This window comes from Streptomyces sp. NPDC020192, from assembly GCF_044388685.1.
In the GTDB taxonomy this organism is placed as follows: domain Bacteria; phylum Actinomycetota; class Actinomycetes; order Streptomycetales; family Streptomycetaceae; genus Streptomyces.
Genome location: NZ_JBIRXG010000012.1, coordinates 149,782 through 167,540, shown reverse-complemented (window position 1 = coordinate 167,540; position 17,759 = coordinate 149,782). Strand labels below are relative to the sequence as shown.

Genomic DNA, 17,759 nt, shown 5'->3' with positions numbered 1-17,759 from the left:
CGCCGCACCCCACGTGGCCGGACGGCTCCGCGCGCCCGATAGCCTTCGGCCATGACCACGCTGCAATCCGTTGTGCGACGCCGCCGCGCCGTCGCCGCCGCCGGCGCCGTTTCCGCCGGACTGCTTCTGCTGACGGCCTGCGAGAAGCCGACGCCCGTCGCGACGATCACCGTCGGCCGGAGCTCGGTCAACTCCGAGGCTCTGTGCTACAACGACGGCAACACGCTGGACACCAAGTCACTGACGAAGTGCGCCAAGAAGCTCAACGACGTCAAGTCGATCACCGTGGACACGGACGACACCGTCCGCTTCGGCGTCGACCCGAAGATCGCGGACGAGAGCTGGGTCATCCTGGTGAACGGCCGTCAGTTCACCGACGCCAGCAAGAAGACGTACCGCACCATCCCGGGCAGCGCATTCTTCAACGCCCAGTACGGCACCCAGGGCGACACCAACACGGTCTCCATCCAGATGGGCGCCACCAGCCCGGGCAAGGGCCTGTGGTCCTTCAAGCTGAAGAAGGCCTCCTGACCACGCCTTCCGTACGCGTCCTCGTAGCCACCGCGGTCCCCGCCGAACGGGACGCGGTGGCACGGGCGTTCTCCGGAGCCACGGCCGGGACACCGGTTCCCGGCGCGCTCCTGTGCCGTACCGCCGCCGGGTGGGACCTGCTCGCCGCCGGGGTCGGCCCGGCCCGTGCCGCCGCCTCCGTCTCCGCCGCGCTCACCGCGGCCCGGCTCGCCGGCACCCCGTACGACCTGGTCGTCTCGGCCGGGATCGGCGGCGGCTTCCAGCCCGGGGCACCCGTCGGCTCGCTCGTCGTCGCCGACCGGATCAGCGTCGCCGACCTGGGCGCCGAGACCGCCGACGGCTTCCTTCCGGTCACCGAACTGGGCTTCGGCACCGTCCACCACCACCCGCCGAGATCACTCGTACGAGTTGCGTGCGAGGCCACCGGCGCCCCGGCCGGCACGATCCTCACCGTCTCCACCGTCACCGGCACCGCCGCCCGCGCCGCCGAGCTGCGCACCCGGCACCCGCGTGCGCTCGCCGAGGGCATGGAGGGCTTCGGGGTGGCGGAGGCGGCCGACGCGCACGGGACGGCCGTACTGGAGATCCGCGCGATCTCCAACCCCGTCGGCCCGCGCGACCGCGCCGCCTGGCGCATCGGCGACGCCCTCACCACCCTCACCGAGGCGTTCGGGAAGCTCGCGCCCGCATGGGAGAGTTGGAACACACATGACGACCAGTGAGCAGCAGCGGACCCTGCACATCGCGTACTCCCCCTGCCCGAACGACACCTTCGTCTTCGACGCCCTCGCCCACGGCCGCGTCCCCGGCGCGCCCGCGCTGGACGTGACGTTCGCCGACATCGACATCACCAACGGCATGGCCGAGCGCGGCGAGTTCGACGTGCTGAAGGTGTCGTACGCCGTCCTGCCGTACGTCCTCGGCGAGTACGCCCTGCTGCCGTGCGGCGGCGCACTGGGCCGGGGCTGCGGCCCGCTGGTGCTCACGCGCGAGCCGGACATCGATCTGACGGGTCGCACGGTCGCCGTCCCGAGCGAGAAGTCGACGGCGTACCTGCTCTTCCGCCTGTGGGCGGCCGACACCCTCCCGGGTGGAGTCGGTGAGATCGTCGTCCTGCCGTTCCACGAGATCATGCCGGCCGTGCGGGACGGCAAGGTGGACGCCGGACTGGTCATCCACGAGGCCCGCTTCACGTACCGGAACTACGGGCTGCACAAGCTCGCCGACATGGGCGAGCACTGGGAGCGGACCACCGGGCTGCCGATCCCGCTGGGCGCGATCATCGCCAAGCGCTCGCTGGGCGCGGACACGCTGACGCGGCTCGCGGGCTCCATCCGCGCCTCCGTCCGGGCCGCCTGGGACGACCCCGAGGCCTCCCGGCCGTACGTCATGGCACACGCCCAGGAGATGGACCCGGCCGTCGCGGACCAGCACATCGGCCTGTACGTCAACGAGTTCACCGCCGACCTCGGCGAGGACGGCTACGCGGCGATCCGCGGCCTGCTCACGCGCGCGGCGGCCGAGGGACTGCTGCCCGCACTCGGACCCCAGGCGCTGGCGTTTCCCTGATACAGACGACAACCGCAACCGCCGGGCGCCCGCGGGGTCAGCAGCCGACGTCTTCGTCGGCACAGCCGTCCGCAGCCCGCGAAGCGGTGCAAGGACGGCAGACAAAAGCGCCGCGGCGATCCGCGGCCTGCTCACGCGCGCGGCGGCCGAGGGACTGCTGCCCGCACTCGGACCCCAGGCGCTGGCGTTTCCCTGATACGGACGCCGGGCGCCTGCGCGCGGCGGCCGAGGGGCTTGTGCCGCCCCTCGGCCGGGATGTGCTCGCGTTGCCCTGATCCGGGGTCAGACGTCCAGCTGGTCGGCGACCGCGCGGAGCAGGCCGGCGATCTTCTTGCCGGCGGCCTTCTCCGGGTAGCGGCCCCTCTCGAGCTGCGGCGTGATGTTCTCGAGGAGGGTCGTCAGGTCCTGCACGATCGAGGCCAGCTCGTCCGGCTTCTTGCGCTGGGCGGCGGCGACCGACGGCGTCGGGTCCAGCACGGTCACGGAGAGCGCCTGGTCACCGCGCTGACCGGCGACGACGCCGAACTCCACGCGCTGTCCCGGCTTGAGTACGTCGACTCCGGCGGGGAGAACCGAGGAATGGACGAAGACGTCACCGCCGTCGTCGCGGGAGAGAAAGCCGAAGCCCTTCTCGCTGTTGAACCACTTGACCTTGCCGGTAGGCACGTCTGTCCTCGTCCTCGTATCTCGTCGGGAAAACTGCTTCGGAAACGACCCTGATAGCACTGGAGCGGGTCACCCGTGACCCGCCGCTACCAAGCGCTACCAAGGCTAATGGTCTTCGGGCGGGTGACAAGACGTCCCCCGGTTGTTCACCGTGGCTGGGAACTACCCTGGTCCGGTGCGTGACAAAACCCAAACGAATTCCGCCGCGCCCGGTGACCGACTGATCCGTGCCGGTGCCGTCGTGTTCTTCCTCGGGGCCCTGGCCACTCTGGTCACGGTGACTCCGCTGTTCCTCGGCGCCCGGCCTTTTCCGACGTACATGTACCTGCTGAGCATGCTCATGGGCGTCGGTTTCCTGCTCGCGGCCGCCGGTGTCCTGCGGGCGGTGACGGCCGGCCGGCGTCAGGCGCGGGCGGCCGCCGCCGAACGGTAGCCGTCGAACCAGTCCGGGAACGCGGACAGGTCGTCCAGGACGACGTCCGCCCCGGCCGCGCGCAGGTCGTCGGCCGGACAGGGTCCGGTGGCCACGGCGACGGACAGGGCCTGCGCCGTACGCGCCCCGCGCACATCCCCGACATGGTCACCGACGTACACGCCCGCGCCGTACGCGCGCAGCGCCTGCGCCTTCTGCTCGGCCCACAGGTCGCCCACGACCACGTCGGGCTCGATGCCGAGGTGCGCCAGGTGCAGCTTGGCGTTGGGCTCGTACTTCGCCGTCACGACCATGGTCCGCCCGCCGGCCGCCCGTACCGCCTCTATCGCCTCCCGCGCGCCGTCCATGGCGGGGGTCGCGGCGATCGCGATCGTCGGGTACATCTCCCGGTACAGGTCCGCCATCTCGGCGATCCGCTCCTCCGGGAACCAGTTGACCAGCTCCTCCACCAGCGGCGGCCCCAGCCGCGTCACCGCCAGATCGGCGTCGATGTACGTCCCGGTCCGCTCCGACAGCGCCAGGTAACAGGCGCGGATGCCCGGCCGTGAGTCGATGAGGGTCATGTCGAGGTCGAAGCCGACGGTGAGAGTCATATGGAGCATTGTGCCGGGTGACCGACACAGTCCCGCGCCCCTTTCGGGGCGCTTCACTTCCGTCGCTGCGACCGCCACACCAGGTACAGGGCCGACGCCACCGCCGCCCCCCTGACCACCCACGGCCACGTCCCCGCGACCGCGTCCCCCATGTGTCCCTGGGCGATCGGCCGGCCCCAGCGCCCGTTCTGCCGTCCCCACAGCCACACCAGCCCGGCCGCGACCGCCGTACCCGGCAGGAACATCACCGCCGTCTTGGTCTCCGTCGCGGTCAGCCGGCGGGAGCCGTAGGCGATCGCCCAGCCGAGCAGCAGGGCGAACCAGTTGCCGAGCACCGCGCCGGCGACCAGCGCGGCGGCGGCCAGGAGCAGGAGGGGGTTGGTCCAGCCGGCGGCGGGGCGCAGGGGGATCACACGGCGGCGCCCGGCCGGAGCGGCCTCCTCGGTGGCCTCCTGCGCCTCCTCCTGTGCCGCTTCCTTCACGTCCTTCGCAGTGGCCTCCTGCGTCTCCTTCGGTGGCTGGCGGAGCAGGTCCGGGATCTCCACGCCCCCGACGAACCCCGGCACGGAGTCGGTCTCCGGGCCGCCGAAGGGAGTGCCGCCGACCCGCCACCAGTCGGGCTGGGTGGCGCTGTCGCCGAGTTCGTGCGCGGAGGCGAGGTGGGGCGGGGAGGGCGCGTCGCGCGGGGCGGAGGATGCCGGGGGCTCGGAAGCGGCCCGGCGCGGGCGGGGTACGACCCGGCGCAGGCCCTTCGGCCGGTCCCTGTCCTCCGTGTCGCGCGGCGCGGGCTGTACGGGCACGGCGGCGGCCGGCGACTGCGGAACGCGCCCGGTGCCGGACGTGCCACCCGCGGCCTCGACGACCTCGTCGGGGGTGCCGAGCCCGTCCAGGATGCGGCGGACCGCGGCCGGACTGTCCACCGTGACCGTGGCCCGGTGCCGGTCGATCTCGTTGCGCAGCTCCGTCACGAGCCGCATCCGCGTGGCCGACGGCAGTTGCCGCTGCTGAGCGATGTCCCCGACACGGCTCAGGTACTCGTAGACGACCTGGTCGCTCTCGATCCCCACGGTGAGGACGGTACCGCTTGACCGCCTCCGCGGGACCGGCCTCCACCCGACACACTCGGCTGGAACCCACGCACCCGCTACCGTGGGTCAGATGAGCCAAGCGGCCCAACCAGCTCCCCGTTCCCTCGCGGAAGCGCTGCGCGCGCGGGACGACGCCTCCCTGTCCGCACTCCTGCGCAGCCGTCCCGACCTCATCACGCCCGTCCCGACCGACCTCACCCAGCTGGCCACCCGGGCCGGCACCCGCGCCTCGGTGCTGCGCGCGCTGGAGCGGCTGGACCGGTTCGCGCTGCAGACCGCGGAGGCGCTGGCCGTGGCCCCGGACCCGGTGTCGTACGACACCCTGCTCGGGCTGATGGCGGGCGACGCGCGGGACGAGACGGTCGCCGCCGCGCTGCCGCGTGCCGTCGCCACCCTGCGCGAGCAGGCACTGGTGTGGGGCGACGACGAGCGGACGCGGCTCGTGCGCACCGCCCGGGAACTCCTCGCGCCGTCCCCGCAGCACCCCTCCCCGACCGGGCTCGGCCCGTCCGTGCAGGAGGCGACGTCGGGCATGTCGCCGGGACGGGTCCAGGAGATCGTGAGGACCGCCGGGCTGCCGTCGACGCATGACGCGGTGTCCGCCGTGGCCGCGCTCACCGCGCTGTTCGCCGACCGCAGGAAGATGGCCAAGCTGCTCGCCGGGGCCCCTGCCGGGTCGCACGAGGTGCTCTCCCGCCTGGTCTGGGGGCCGCCGTACGGTCAGGTCACCCCGGATCCGGCCCCCCATCTGCGCTGGCTGCTCGACCGGGGCCTGCTGCTGCCGACCGCCCCCGGCACGGTCGTCCTGCCGCGTGAGGTGGCCCTGCATCTGCGGGAGGGCCGCGCGCACCGGACGCCCGAGCCGCTGCCGCCCGCCGTCGAACCGGCCGCGGCGCACAGCCCGCAGGTGGTGGACGCGACGGCGGCCGGGCAGGCGTACACCTCGCTCGCCACCGTCGAGGAGCTGCTGAAGGACTGGGACGAGGGCGGCCCGGCCGTGCTGCGGGCCGGCGGTCTGAGCGTGCGTGACCTGAAGCGGACCGCCGTCGCGCTGGACGTGTCGGAGCCGGTCGCCGCGTTCTGGGTGGAGCTGGCGTACGCAGCCGGGCTGATCGCCTCCGACGGCGAGGCCGACGAGCGGTACGCGGCCACGCCCGCCTACGACGAGTGGCTGGAGCGGCCCGCCGCCGAGCGCTGGAGCCGGCTCGCGGAGGCCTGGCTCGCGGCCACTCGGACGCCGGGGCTGGTCGGCGGGCGGGACGCGAAGGACCGTACGCTCTCCGCGCTCGGCCCGGGCCTGGACCGCTCGGCCGCGTCCGAGGTACGGCACCGGGTGCTGGCGCTGCTGGCCGGGCTGCCGACGGGCACGGCACCGGACACCGGGTCGGTCCTGGCCCGGCTGGGCTGGGAACGGCCCCTGCGCGGACCCCAGCAGCGGGACGGCGAGGAGGACCTGCGCTCCCGGCTGGCCCGCTGGACCCTGTCGGAGGCGGAGCTGCTGGGGATCACCGGCCGGGGCGCGCTGTCGGCGCACGCCCGCGCACTGCTGGGCGCACCGGCCCCTGCCGTCGCCGTACCCCGGGAGAACGGGTCGGGCCCCGGCGCCAAGCTCCCGGTCCATCACCACCACGCCCCCGCCTCCCTCTCCCCCGTCGAGCAGGCGACGGCGACAGCGGCGGCCGCCCGCATCCTGGCCCCGCTCCTCCCCGAGCCCCTGGACCACGTCCTGCTCCAGGCCGACCTGACGGCGGTGGCGCCAGGCCCGCTGCAGCGGCCGCTCGCCGACACGCTGGGCGTGCTCGCGGACGTCGAGTCCAAGGGCGGGGCGACGGTGTACCGCTTCACACCGGGCTCGGTCCGCCGCGCCCTGGACGCCGGCCGCAGCGCCGCCGACCTGCACGCCTTCCTCGCCCAGCACTCCCGTACGCCGGTCCCGCAGCCGCTCGCCTATCTGATCGACGACGTGGCCCGCAAGCACGGCCATCTGCGGGTGGGCGCGGCCTCGGCGTACGTACGCTGCGACGACGACGCCCTGCTGAACGAGATCCTGGCCGACAAACGCGCCGCCGCCCTGCGCCTGCGCCGCCTGGCCCCGACCGTGCTGGCCGCCCAGTGCGACCCGGCGGCGCTGCTGGAGGGCCTGCGGGCGATGGGCTTCGCGCCGGCGGCCGAGTCCGCCGAGGGCGAGGTCCTGATCGCCCGCGCCCACGCCCACCGCACCCCACCCCGCACCGCCCCCGAGCCGGTGCCGGACGGCCCGCCACCGCCCGACGCCACGCTGCTCGCGGCGGCGATCCGCGCGATCCGGGCGGGCGACCTGGCCGCGACGACTCCGCGCAAGGCCGTGGGCGAGTCCGCCGGGGCCGGGGCTCCGCTGGTGGGCGGCGAACTCCCCCGCACCTCCTCCGCCGAGACCCTGGCCACCATGCAGGCCGCCGTCCTGACCGGCGACTCCCTGTGGATCGGCTACGTCAACGCCGAGGGCTCCGCCAGCCAGCGCGTCATCGCCCCGGTCAAGGTGGAGGGCGGTTTCGTCACGGCGTACGACCACACGGCGGACGAGGTCCGGACGTATCCGCTGCACCGGATCACGGGGGTGGCGGAGCTGGCGGAGGACTGACCCCGTGCACCGGACGACCGACCCCGTTTCCCGGCGGATGGGGCACACTGGACGTTTGGCCGTCATGGTCTCTGGCCGCAATGGAAGGGTGTGCCGCTCGTGAACGGACCGCTGATCGTCCAGTCCGACAAGACCCTGCTCCTGGAAGTCGACCACGAGCGGGCCGATGACTGCCGGCGGGCCATCGCGCCGTTCGCCGAGCTGGAGCGGGCGCCTGAGCACATCCACACCTACCGGGTCACGCCGCTCGGGCTGTGGAACGCGCGGGCGGCCGGGCACGATGCCGAGCAGGTCGTGGACGCGCTGGTGCAGTACAGCCGGTACCCGGTGCCGCACGCACTGCTGGTCGACGTCGCCGAGACGATGGACCGCTACGGCCGCCTGACCCTGTCCAAGCACCCCGCGCACGGACTGGTCCTCACCAGCACCGACCGGCCGGTGCTGGAGGAGGTGCTGCGGTCCAAGCGGATCGCCCCGCTGGTGGGCGCCCGGATCGACCCGGACACCGTCGTCGTGCACCCGTCCGAGCGCGGGCAGATCAAGCAGGTGTTGCTGAAGCTGGGCTGGCCGGCCGAGGACCTCGCCGGGTACGTCGACGGTGAGGCGCACCCGATCGAGCTGCTGGAGGACGGCTGGGCGCTGCGGCCCTACCAGAAGCAGGCCGTGGAGAACTTCTGGCACGGCGGGAGCGGGGTCGTCGTACTGCCGTGTGGCGCCGGAAAGACGCTGGTCGGCGCCGGGGCGATGGCGCAGGCGAAGTCGACGACCCTGATCCTCGTCACGAACACCGTCTCGGCGCGGCAGTGGAAGCACGAGCTGGTGAAGCGGACCTCGCTGACCGAGGACGAGATCGGCGAGTACAGCGGGACGAAGAAGGAGATCCGGCCGGTCACCATCGCCACGTACCAGGTGCTGACCACGAGGCGGAAGGGCGTCTATCCGCACCTGGAGCTGTTCGACTCGCGGGACTGGGGGCTGATCCTCTACGACGAGGTGCATCTGCTGCCGGCTCCTGTCTTCAAGTTCACGGCGGATCTCCAGGCCCGCCGTCGTCTGGGGCTGACGGCCACGCTGGTGCGCGAGGACGGCCGTGAGTCGGACGTCTTCTCCCTGATCGGCCCCAAGCGGTTCGACGCGCCCTGGAAGGAGATCGAGGCGCAGGGGTACATCGCGCCCGCCGACTGTGTCGAGGTGCGGGTGAATCTGACCGACTCCGAGCGGCTGGCGTACGCCACCGCCGAGACGGAGGAGAAGTACCGGTTCTGTGCCACGACCGCGACCAAGCGGAAGGTCACGGAGGCGATCGTGCGCCGCTTCGCCGGCCAGCAGATCCTCGTCATCGGTCAGTACATCGACCAACTCGACGAGCTGGGCGAGCACTTGAACGCGCCGGTGATCAAGGGTGAGACGTCCAACGCGCAGCGGGAGAAGCTCTTCGACGCCTTCCGGGAGGGCGAGATCAGCGTGCTGGTCGTCTCGAAGGTCGCGAACTTCTCCATCGACCTGCCGGAGGCCACGGTCGCCATCCAGGTGTCCGGCACCTTCGGCTCCCGCCAGGAGGAGGCCCAGCGCCTCGGCCGGGTGCTCCGCCCGAAGGCCGACGGCCACCAGGCGCACTTCTACTCGGTCGTCGCCCGCGACACCATCGACCAGGACTTCGCCGCCCACCGCCAGCGCTTCCTGGCCGAACAGGGCTACGCCTACCGCATCGTGGACGCGGACGAGCTCCTGGCGGAGGACAGCGCCGGCTGAGCCGACGGCACGCCGGGGTGGCGGTCACCGACGGCGTATGCCCGCTTCCTCGCCGTACTCGCCGAGGATCACGACGTTGAACGCCGCTTCCGCGAACACCTTGATCGCGCGCAGCGCGTTGCCGAGCAGGTGGTGATGGGGGCCGTCGACGGCGGTGGCGCCGGACGGGGGTCGGGCAGGGACTGGAGATGAGGAGAAGGTTGCCGCGCTCATGTCTCCATGGTGGATCCCCGGGCACGGGACCCGCATCGGTCTGCAGAGCCAATCCCGGGCGCCTCGGACTAGGCCCCCGGGTGGACCCCGGCCCCTACGTCAGGGATCACGCACCCCCTAGGGGTCGGGAAATTCATTGGCGCTCGCCTCCGCGCTCTCACTAGAATCTCCGCTCTTGCCCGCCTCCCCTCAGCGGAGTGCCGTCGCCCGGTCGGAAACCGTGCGGCATCGTCGTAGCCACCCAGCAGGTCTACCGGAGGCACCCCCTTGTCCACGCCCGCCCCAGAGCCGCTCGACGCCCCCCTCGACGACCCCCTCGCCCGGGAGCGCGCCCATCTGACCTCCTCCCGTGCCGCGCTGCGTGCCATGCGCGAGGACGTGGAGTCGCTGGACATCAGGGACGTCACCGCGAACTGGGTGAACGCCGAGGCGCTGGCCCACCAGATCGACGAGCGGATCAAGGCGCTGGCCGACCTCAGCGACACCCCGCTGTTCTTCGGCCGGCTCGACTATCTGCACGCACCGGGAGCGGACCAGGCCGAAGGGGCCGAGGGGGAGCAGTTCTACATCGGGCGCCGGCATGTGCACGACGCCGGCGGCGACCCGATGGTCATCGACTGGCGGGCGCCGGTCTCGCAGCCGTTCTACCGGGCGTCCAAGAAGGACCCGATGGAGGTCGGGCTGCGCCGCCGCTTCGGGTACACCGGCGGCGACCTCACGGCGTACGAGGACGAGCACCTCTCCGACCCGGAGGAGACCGCGAAGACCAGCAAGCTGCTCCAGCAGGAGATCGAGCGGCCGCGCGTCGGCCCCATGCGGGACATCGTCGCCACCATCCAGCCCGAGCAGGACGAGATCGTCCGCAGCGGGCTGGGCGGGACCGTCTGCGTGCAGGGAGGCCCCGGCACCGGGAAGACCGCCGTCGGCCTGCACCGGGTCGCCTACCTCCTCTACGCCCACCGGGAGCGGCTGGCCCGCACGGGCACGCTCGTCATCGGGCCGAACCGGTCCTTCCTGCACTACATCGAGCAGGTGCTGCCCGCGCTCGGCGAGTTGGCGGTGCAGCAGGCCACCGTGGACGACCTGGTGGCGCACGTCGAGGTGCGCGGCACGGACGAGGCGGCCGCGGCCGTGGTCAAGGGCGACGCCCGGATGGCCGAGGTGCTGCGCCGGGCCCTGTACTCCCATGTGACCATGCCGACGGAGCCGGTCGTGGTCGTGCGCGGCTCGCGGCGCTGGCGGGTCCCGGCGTACGAACTCGAGGACGTCGTACGGGAGTTGCTGGAGCGCGACATCCGTTACGGCGCCGCCCGCGACGCCCTGCCGCAGCGGATCGCGCACGCGGTGCTGGTGCAGATGGAGCGGGCCGGGGAGGCGCCGGACGACCGGGTGCAGGACGCGGTGGCCCGCAACAGCGCGGTCAAGGCGGCCGTGAAGGTCATCTGGCCGGCCGTGGACCCGGCGAAGCTGGTCCTGCGCCTGCTGACCGACGCCGACTTCCTGGCCGAGCACGCCGAGGGGATCCTCGACGAGGACGAGCGGAAGACGATCCTGTGGGCCAAGCCGGTGCGCAGCGTGAAGTCGGCCAAGTGGTCGGCGGCGGACACGGTGCTGATCGACGAGGCGACGGATCTGATCCAGCGCACGCACTCGCTCGGCCATGTCGTCCTGGACGAGGCGCAGGACCTGTCCCCCATGCAGTACCGCTCGGTCGGCCGCCGCTGCACCACCGGCAGCGCGACCGTCCTCGGCGACCTGGCCCAGGGCACGACCCCGTGGGCGACCCGTAGCTGGGACGAGGCACTGGCCCACCTCGGCAAACGCGAGGGCGTGATCGAGGAGCTGACGGCCGGTTTCCGCGTGCCGACGGACGTCATCACGTACGCCTCCCGGCTCCTGCCCCACATCGCCCCCGGCCTCACCCCGGTCGCCTCGGTCCGGGAGAACCCCGGCTTCTTCGAGGTCCGCCCTGTCACTGAGACCGCCGACGTCGTCGCGGCCTGCGAGGAGTTGCTCCGCAACGAGGGCTCGATCGGCCTGATCGCCGCCGACGCCCGCGTCCCGGTCCTGGCCGAGGCCCTGACGGCGGCGGGCCTCGGCTACCTCGCCCCCGGCGAGGAGACCACCCGCGACACCCGCCTCACCCTGGTCCCGGCCTCCCTCGCCAAGGGCCTCGAGTACGACTACGTCGCCCTGGACGAACCCCAGGCGGTGGTGGACGGAGAGCCGGACGAGCGGACGGGGCTACGACGCCTGTACGTGGCTCTCACCCGAGCGGTGTCCGGGCTGATCGTGACGCACGCGGCGCCGTTGCCCGCACAACTGGGCTGAGCCGACGCGGGGACTGTCGGAGCGGACGAGTAGGCTGCGGTGCCGTTCTGTCAGGTCTGTCATGTCCCCCTCTGAAGGGCCTCCGTTGAGCACACCACCGTCCCCGCATTCCGCCTACCCGCAGGCTCCAGGGCCGTACGCGCAGCAGCCGGCGCCGTACCAGCAGGCGCCTGGCCAGTACCAGCAGGCACCCGGGCCCTACCAGCAGCAGGCGCCGGGGTCGTACCAGCAGCAGGCGCCGGGGTCGTACCAGCAGCAGCCTGCCGCGTACGCGCAGGCACCCGGCCCGTATCAGCAGGCGCCGGGGGCGCACCAGCAGGCACCCGCGCCGTACCCGGCCCAGCCGTACGGCGCCGCCGCGACCGCGCCCGCGCCCGGCGGCCCCGGCTGCGAGGTGTGCGGGGCCGCGCCCGCCGCACGCATGACGATCCGGGGTCACCAGGGCATGCTGATCGTGATGCGGAACCTGTGGCGGAAGGGCACCTTCTGCCACCCCTGCGGGCTCGCCGTCTTCCGGAAGATGCAGTCGGACACCCTGGCGAAGGGCTGGTGGGGTCCGATGTCGATGATCATCACGCCCATCACGCTGCTGATCAACCTCTTCACCCTGTCCAAGATCCGGAAGCTCCCCGCCCCGACGGCCGCCCTGGGCCCCGGCCTGGACCCGGGCCTCCCGGTGTTCCGCCGCCCGGCCGGTATGTTCGGCCTGCTCCCGCTCTCGGGCTTCGGTGTGGTGTTCCTCTTCGTCCTGGTCGTCCTCGCGACCGCGTGACGACACCGGGCGGGGACCGGCACTACTCCCCGTCCAGCACCCTCCGCCACTCCCGCACGGCAGCCTCGGAAACCGGCCCCTCCCACCCGGAGGGCCGGGCCGCGCCGCCGATGTGGAAGGCGTCGATGCCGGCGGCCCGCAGCCGTGGAACGTGCTCCAGGCGCAACCCCCCACCCACGAGCACCGTCTGGTCGTACCCGGGCTCGCCCCGGCGCCCCGCCTCGGCGACCAGCGTCGCCAGCCCCTCGTCCACCCCGCCCGCGGCGCCCGCCGTGAGGTAGGTGTCCAGGCCGGGCAGGTCGGCGAGCTGCTTGCGCAGCGCGTCGCGGTCGGCGGCGCGGTCGATCGCGCGGTGGAAGGTCCACGCGCAGCCGTCCAGCACGCCGGCCACCCGCTCCACCGCCGCCAGGTCCACCCCGCCGTCCGCGTCGAGGAACCCGAGCACGAACTGGTCGGCGCCCGCGTCCCGCATCTCGCCCGCCACCCGGACCAGACGCTCCACGTTCCCGGCGTCCCCGGCCGCGAAGCCGTCCGCCAGCCGCAGCATCACGCGCAGGTCGATGTCGACGGCCGCCCGGATGCCGGCGACGGTGGCGGGCGCGGGGGTGAGTCCGTCGGCCGCCATCTCGGTGACCAGCTCCAGGCGATCCGCGCCTCCCGCCTGGGCGGCGACCGCGTCCTCGACGTCGAGCGCGATCACCTCCAGGACTGCACGCTTGCTCATGGCACCCCATTCATCGGCGGCTACAGGTCCAGGGACAGCCCTAGAGGTCTAGTCCAATTCAAGGGTACGCCCTGCCCCGCGCCACGGCCGACAGCACGCCACAATGTGCCCATGGCCGACCTCGACGCCCTGCGGTCCCGCTGGCTGCGCGCCCTGCTCGCGGCACGGGACGACGACTCCTGCGCCCCGGACCCGTACCGGTACGCCGATGCCCTGCTGCGCCGCTGGCAGGAGCCGCAGCGCCGGTACCACACCCTTGAGCACCTCACGGCCGTCCTCGACCGCATCGACGTACTCGAGGAGTACGCGGACGACCCGGACGTGGTACGCCTGGCCGCCTGGTTCCACGACGCCGTCTACCTGCCGGAACGGTCGACGAACGAGGAGCGCTCCGCCCGCCTCGCCGAGCGCGCGCTTCCCGAGGCCGGGGTCGCGCAGGACAAGACCGCCGAGGTGGCCCGGCTGGTCCGGCTCACCGTCACGCACGACCCGGCCGACGACGACCGCGACGGCCAGGTGCTGTGCGATGCGGACCTCGCGATCCTGGCCGCGCCCCCGTCGGCGTACGCCGTCTACACCGCGGAGGTGCGCGAGGAGTACCACTTCGTTCCCAACGACGCCTTCAGGGAAGGGCGTTCGGCGGTCCTGCGCCAGCTCCTGGACCTGCCACGACTGTTCCGCACCCCGTACGGCAGGGAGCACTGGGAGGCCACCGCCCGCTACAACCTCGCATCCGAGCTGGAATTGCTCTCGCCCTGAGGCCCCGCCTTCCCTAGAGTGCGCCTCATGCGAACGATCAACGGGGACGATGTGAACGAGGCCGTCGCGGGCTGCATGGCCGCACTGCGACCGGCGGTGGAGCGGGACTGGGAGGACGTCAAGGCCGGGCGCCTGGAGTGGAGTTGCCGCGCCACGGCGTTCCACCTCGTCGAGGCCTTCACCGCGTACTCCTCCCGCCTCGCCGGAGGCGTGACGGCCGGCCGTCTGCCGCTCCGCGTCAGCCTCGCCGAGGGCGCCGACAACACCGGCGTGCTCGACGTCGTCGAGGCGACCGGCGCCCTGCTGGCCGCCGCCGTCCGCACCGCCCCGCCCGGCGTCCGCGCCTTCCACGTCCAGCCCTTCGGCAGCGCCGACCGCGAGGGCTTCGCGGCGATGGCCGTCACCGAGACGCTCCTGCACACCCATGACATCGCCGAGGGACTGGGCCTCGCGTACGAGCCGTCCGCGGCTCTCGCCGAGTCCGTCCTGACCTGGCTCTTCCCGCACGTCCAGCCCGGTCCCGAACCCTGGCCGACCCTGCTGTGGGCCACCGGCCGCGGCGAGCTGCCCGGCCGCGCCCCGGTCACCGACTGGAACTGGTACAACAACCTCGTCATCCCCGCCGAGCGGGTCACGCTCACCGGCATCCGCCCCGCCGCCGCCCGCGATCTGCGCCTCGGCGGCGACGGCGGCTTCGACTGGATCGAGGGCGGCCCCTACGAGGGCACCCGAGACGCCTCCGGCTTCCTGGTGAAGGCGTACGAAGCGGGCGTGCACCGGCCGGAGTTCGGAGTCTTCGCCCTCGTACGGCACGAGGACGGCCGCGCGATCGGCGGCATCGGCTTCCACGGCGCCCCGAACGAGGAGGGCTGGGTGGAGGTCGGCTACGACCTCGCCGAAGGCGCCCGGGGCCAGGGGTACGCCACCGAGGCGCTGCGCACGCTGACCGAGCGGGCGCTGGCCCGGGACGACGTCTCGATGGTGATCGCGACCATCGAACACGCCAACATCCCGTCCCAGCGCGTGGTGTCCCGGGCCGGCTTCACCCGGGCGACCGTGGAGGAGGAGCGGATCGCCCGCGACCAGCACGGCATGGACGACGGGCTCCAGCTCTACATCCGCCGCGCCTGAGGGCCCTTCCTGCGCCGTAGCCCGGAGGAGTGCAGCAGCTGTACCACCGTGCGGCTGCTGACCTCCACCGCCCCGGCGGCCACCGCGTCCGGGTACCGGTGGGCGGGAAGGTCGTAGTGGTCGCCGTCGAAGGCGCGCCGGGGCAGGTCCAGCTTCTCGGCGAACGCGTGGAGTTCGTCGTACGACACGTCGCTGACCAGGTGCGACCACATGCGCCCGTGTCCCGGCCAGGCGGGCGGGTCGATGTACAGGGTCACGACGAGGTCGCTTGGCCGGTGGCCGAGGACAGCGAGCCCACCGCCGCGACGCGCACGCCCGCCTTGTGGCAGACCCAGTGCGGATCGGGGCCCAGTTCCGGCTCCACGTCGAGGGCGTGCGGGTCGCCCGAGCCGCACACCGGGCACAGCGGCCAGCGGCCGTACCGCTCCAGCAGCGCGTCCTGTACGTCCTGGGCGACCAGCCCGGCGATGTAGGCCATGCCGTCCGGCCACTGCTCGACCCACCAGCGCCGCTCCGCGACGGAGTCCTCGACCAGCGAGACCACGTCCGCCTGAGCGACCTCGCCCGCGACCAGATCGGCCAGCACCAGCGCGCGGGCGGCGTGCAGGGCCTGCTCAAGGGGAGTGATGGGCTGCATAGAACCATTGTGCGCACTCTTGACCACACCACCGAACCGAAAATATCTTTCATCCGTGACCCAGGACGTGAAGGAAATTTTCGGCAGTCCGGGCGGCTCCCTCGCCGCGAAGGTGCGCAGCCTCGCCCCTTCCATGACCCGGTCCATGCACCGCGTCGCCGAGGCCGTCGCGAACGACCCGGCCGGCTGCGCCGCCCTCACGGTCACCGGCCTGGCCGAACTCACCGGCACCAGCGAGGCCACGGTCGTCCGCACCGCCCGCCTGCTCGGCTACCCGGGCTACCGGGACCTGCGGCTCGCCCTCGCAGGCCTCGCCGCCCAGCAGCAGTCCGGCCGCGCGCCCGCCATCACGACCGACATCGCCGTGGACGACCCGCTGGCCGACGTCGTCACCAAGCTCGCCTACGAGGAGCAGCAGACCCTCGCCGACACCGCCGCCGGACTCGACACGGCCCAGCTGGGCGCCGCCGTCACCGCGCTGGCCGGCGCACGGCGGACCGACGTCTACGGCATAGGGGCGTCCGGGCTGGTCGCCCAGGACCTCACCCAGAAGCTGCTCCGCATCGGCCTCATAGCCCACGCCCACAGCGACCCGCACCTCGCGGTGACCAACGCGGTGCAGCTGCGCTCGGGCGACGTGGCGATCGCGATCACCCACTCCGGCTCGACGGGGGACGTCATCGAGCCGCTGCGGGTCGCCTTCGAGCGCGGGGCCACCACCGTGGCCATCACCGGCCGGCCCGACTCGCCGGTCACCCAGTACGCCGACCACGTACTGACCACGTCCACCTCACGGGAGAGCGAGCTGCGACCCGCCGCGATGTCCTCGCGGACCAGTCAACTGCTCGTGGTGGACTGCCTGTTCGTGGGAGTGGCCCAGCGGACGTACGAGACGGCGGCGCCCGCCCTGGCCGCGTCGTACGAGGCGCTGGCGCATCGGCATCGCACCAAACCCAGGTGAGTAACCGCACGCGAACCCGAACCTGAGAGACCTGAGAGAGCCGCCCCCCTCATGACCTCCCCTGACCTGCGACAGCAGTTGGCTTCCCTGACCACCGAGGCCTTCCGCCCCGACCTCGCCGACATCGACCGTCTGCCCACCCTCGACATCGCCCGCCTGATGAACGGCGAGGACGCCGGTGTCCCCGCCGCCGTGGCGACGCAACTGCCCCGGATCGCCGCCGCCATCGACGCCGTGGCCGAGCGGATGGCGCGCGGCGGGCGGCTGATCTACGCCGGTGCCGGTACGGCGGGCCGGCTCGGCGTGCTGGACGCCTCCGAGTGCCCGCCCACCTTCAACACCGACCCCGCCCAGGTCGTCGGCCTGATCGCGGGCGGACCCACGGCCATGGTCACCTCGGTGGAAGGCGCCGAGGACTCCAGGGAGCTGGCCCGGCAGGACCTGGACGCGCTGAAACCGACCCCCGATGACACCGTGGTCGGCATCTCCGCGTCCGGCCGCACCCCCTACGCGATCGGCGCCGTCGAACACGCCCGGGCGGTGGGCGCGCTGACGATCGGCCTGGCCTGCAACGAGCACAGCGCGCTCGCGGCCGCCGCCGAGCACGGCATCGAGGTGGTCGTGGGCCCGGAGCTGATCACCGGCTCCACGCGTCTGAAGGCGGGCACGGCCCAGAAGCTGGTCCTCAACATGCTCTCCACCATCACGATGATCCGGCTGGGCAAGACGTACGGGAACCTGATGGTCGACGTCCGCGCGTCGAACGACAAACTCCGCGCCCGCTCCCGCCGTATCGTCGCCCTGGCCACGGGGGCGGGCGACGAGGAGATCGAGCGGGCGCTGGCCCAGTCGGGCGGTGAGGTGAAGAACGCGATCCTCGCCCTCCTCGCCGACGTCGACGGCCCCACCGCCGCCCGTCTTCTGGAGGAGTCCGGCGGCCACCTGCGCGCCGCGCTGGCCCACGCGCCCCGCTGAGCGG

At 73.0% G+C, this 17,759-nt stretch carries 19 protein-coding genes; 12 read left to right on the top strand and 7 right to left on the bottom strand.

Annotated features, from left to right (window positions below):
- Nucleotides 1-51: 51 nt before the first annotated feature.
- Genes ACH47Z_RS23785 through ACH47Z_RS23775 form a run of 3 tightly spaced genes read left to right on the top strand, consistent with a single transcriptional unit; the run spans nt 52 to nt 2,100 of the window.
- A complete protein-coding gene (locus ACH47Z_RS23785) occupies nt 52-531 on the top strand; it encodes a DUF2771 domain-containing protein (protein ID WP_399076775.1) in 480 nt (159 codons plus the stop codon).
- Complete coding sequence (locus ACH47Z_RS23780; protein WP_399076773.1) at nt 501-1,253, top strand: futalosine hydrolase; 753 nt, start codon at nt 501-503, stop codon at nt 1,251-1,253. The genes ACH47Z_RS23785 and ACH47Z_RS23780 overlap by 31 nt, the downstream gene beginning before the upstream one ends.
- Entirely contained in the window at nt 1,240-2,100 is an 861-nt protein-coding gene (locus ACH47Z_RS23775) for a 1,4-dihydroxy-6-naphthoate synthase (protein WP_399076771.1), read from the top strand. Before ACH47Z_RS23780 ends, ACH47Z_RS23775 begins: the two co-directional genes overlap by 14 nt.
- Before the next feature lie 282 nt (nt 2,101-2,382).
- Here the strand turns inward: ACH47Z_RS23775 and ACH47Z_RS23770 are convergent, their stop codons facing one another.
- Nucleotides 2,383-2,766 carry a cold-shock protein gene (locus ACH47Z_RS23770; RefSeq protein ID WP_399076769.1) on the bottom strand — a complete coding sequence of 128 codons (384 nt, stop codon included), beginning with the start codon at nt 2,764-2,766 and terminating at the stop codon, nt 2,383-2,385.
- A gap of 175 nt (nt 2,767-2,941) precedes the next feature.
- Here ACH47Z_RS23770 and ACH47Z_RS23765 point away from each other — a divergent pair, with 175 nt between their 5' ends.
- Nucleotides 2,942-3,199 (top strand): hypothetical protein, encoded by a 258-nt coding sequence (locus tag ACH47Z_RS23765; RefSeq protein WP_399076767.1) that lies wholly within the window; start codon nt 2,942-2,944, stop codon nt 3,197-3,199.
- Here the strand turns inward: ACH47Z_RS23765 and ACH47Z_RS23760 are convergent.
- Both ACH47Z_RS23760 and ACH47Z_RS23755 read right to left on the bottom strand, forming a co-directional pair.
- A complete protein-coding gene (locus ACH47Z_RS23760; protein WP_399076765.1) occupies nt 3,169-3,792 on the bottom strand; it encodes an HAD family hydrolase in 624 nt (207 codons plus the stop codon). The genes ACH47Z_RS23765 and ACH47Z_RS23760 overlap by 31 nt on opposite strands.
- Before the next feature lie 53 nt (nt 3,793-3,845).
- The gene (locus ACH47Z_RS23755) at nt 3,846-4,859 is read right to left on the bottom strand and encodes a hypothetical protein (protein ID WP_399076763.1); all 1,014 of its coding nucleotides are present in this window, start codon (nt 4,857-4,859) and stop codon (nt 3,846-3,848) included.
- A gap of 91 nt (nt 4,860-4,950) precedes the next feature.
- On the opposite strand from ACH47Z_RS23755, the gene ACH47Z_RS23750 reads away from it, so the two are divergent.
- Together ACH47Z_RS23750 and ACH47Z_RS23745 are read left to right on the top strand one after the other, a co-directional pair.
- Entirely contained in the window at nt 4,951-7,500 is a 2,550-nt protein-coding gene (locus ACH47Z_RS23750; protein ID WP_399076762.1) for a helicase-associated domain-containing protein, read from the top strand.
- Nucleotides 7,501-7,599: 99 nt separating this feature from the next.
- Nucleotides 7,600-9,252, top strand: coding sequence for a DNA repair helicase XPB (locus tag ACH47Z_RS23745; RefSeq protein ID WP_399076761.1), 1,653 nt, complete (start codon nt 7,600-7,602; stop codon nt 9,250-9,252).
- A gap of 24 nt (nt 9,253-9,276) precedes the next feature.
- Here the strand turns inward: ACH47Z_RS23745 and ACH47Z_RS23740 are convergent, their stop codons facing one another.
- A complete protein-coding gene (locus ACH47Z_RS23740; RefSeq protein ID WP_399076759.1) occupies nt 9,277-9,465 on the bottom strand; it encodes a hypothetical protein in 189 nt (62 codons plus the stop codon).
- Between the two features lie 267 nt (nt 9,466-9,732).
- Between ACH47Z_RS23740 and ACH47Z_RS23735 the strand changes: the two genes are divergently transcribed.
- Nucleotides 9,733-11,796, top strand: a complete 2,064-nt coding sequence (locus ACH47Z_RS23735) for a HelD family protein (RefSeq protein ID WP_399076758.1) — start codon at nt 9,733-9,735, stop codon at nt 11,794-11,796.
- Nucleotides 11,797-11,881: 85 nt separating this feature from the next.
- Nucleotides 11,882-12,568: a hypothetical protein gene (locus tag ACH47Z_RS23730; protein WP_399076757.1), complete on the top strand. Its 687-nt coding sequence runs from the start codon at nt 11,882-11,884 to the stop codon at nt 12,566-12,568.
- Nucleotides 12,569-12,590: 22 nt separating this feature from the next.
- On the opposite strand, the gene ACH47Z_RS23725 is transcribed toward ACH47Z_RS23730, so the two are convergent.
- Nucleotides 12,591-13,292 (bottom strand): copper homeostasis protein CutC, encoded by a 702-nt coding sequence (locus ACH47Z_RS23725; protein WP_399076755.1) that lies wholly within the window; start codon nt 13,290-13,292, stop codon nt 12,591-12,593.
- Between the two features lie 111 nt (nt 13,293-13,403).
- Here ACH47Z_RS23725 and ACH47Z_RS23720 point away from each other — a divergent pair, with 111 nt between their 5' ends.
- Together ACH47Z_RS23720 and ACH47Z_RS23715 are read left to right on the top strand one after the other, a co-directional pair.
- The gene (locus tag ACH47Z_RS23720; protein WP_399076753.1) at nt 13,404-14,051 is read left to right on the top strand and encodes a hypothetical protein; all 648 of its coding nucleotides are present in this window, start codon (nt 13,404-13,406) and stop codon (nt 14,049-14,051) included.
- 27 nt (nt 14,052-14,078) lie between these two features.
- Entirely contained in the window at nt 14,079-15,182 is a 1,104-nt protein-coding gene (locus ACH47Z_RS23715) for a GNAT family N-acetyltransferase (protein ID WP_399076751.1), read from the top strand.
- Here ACH47Z_RS23715 and ACH47Z_RS23710 read toward each other — a convergent pair.
- A complete protein-coding gene (locus ACH47Z_RS23710; protein ID WP_399076749.1) occupies nt 15,164-15,439 on the bottom strand; it encodes a DUF4031 domain-containing protein in 276 nt (91 codons plus the stop codon). The two genes, ACH47Z_RS23715 and ACH47Z_RS23710, sit on opposite strands and share 19 nt — an antisense overlap.
- Nucleotides 15,436-15,819, bottom strand: coding sequence for a hypothetical protein (locus ACH47Z_RS23705; protein WP_399076747.1), 384 nt, complete (start codon nt 15,817-15,819; stop codon nt 15,436-15,438). The genes ACH47Z_RS23710 and ACH47Z_RS23705 overlap by 4 nt, the downstream gene beginning before the upstream one ends.
- Nucleotides 15,820-15,874: 55 nt before the next feature.
- Here ACH47Z_RS23705 and ACH47Z_RS23700 point away from each other — a divergent pair, with 55 nt between their 5' ends.
- Nucleotides 15,875-16,780 (top strand): MurR/RpiR family transcriptional regulator, encoded by a 906-nt coding sequence (locus ACH47Z_RS23700; protein WP_399076745.1) that lies wholly within the window; start codon nt 15,875-15,877, stop codon nt 16,778-16,780.
- A 51-nt stretch (nt 16,781-16,831) separates the two neighbouring features.
- Nucleotides 16,832-17,755 (top strand): N-acetylmuramic acid 6-phosphate etherase, encoded by a 924-nt coding sequence (gene murQ, locus ACH47Z_RS23695; RefSeq protein WP_399076743.1) that lies wholly within the window; start codon nt 16,832-16,834, stop codon nt 17,753-17,755.
- Nucleotides 17,756-17,759: the final 4 nt, after the last annotated feature.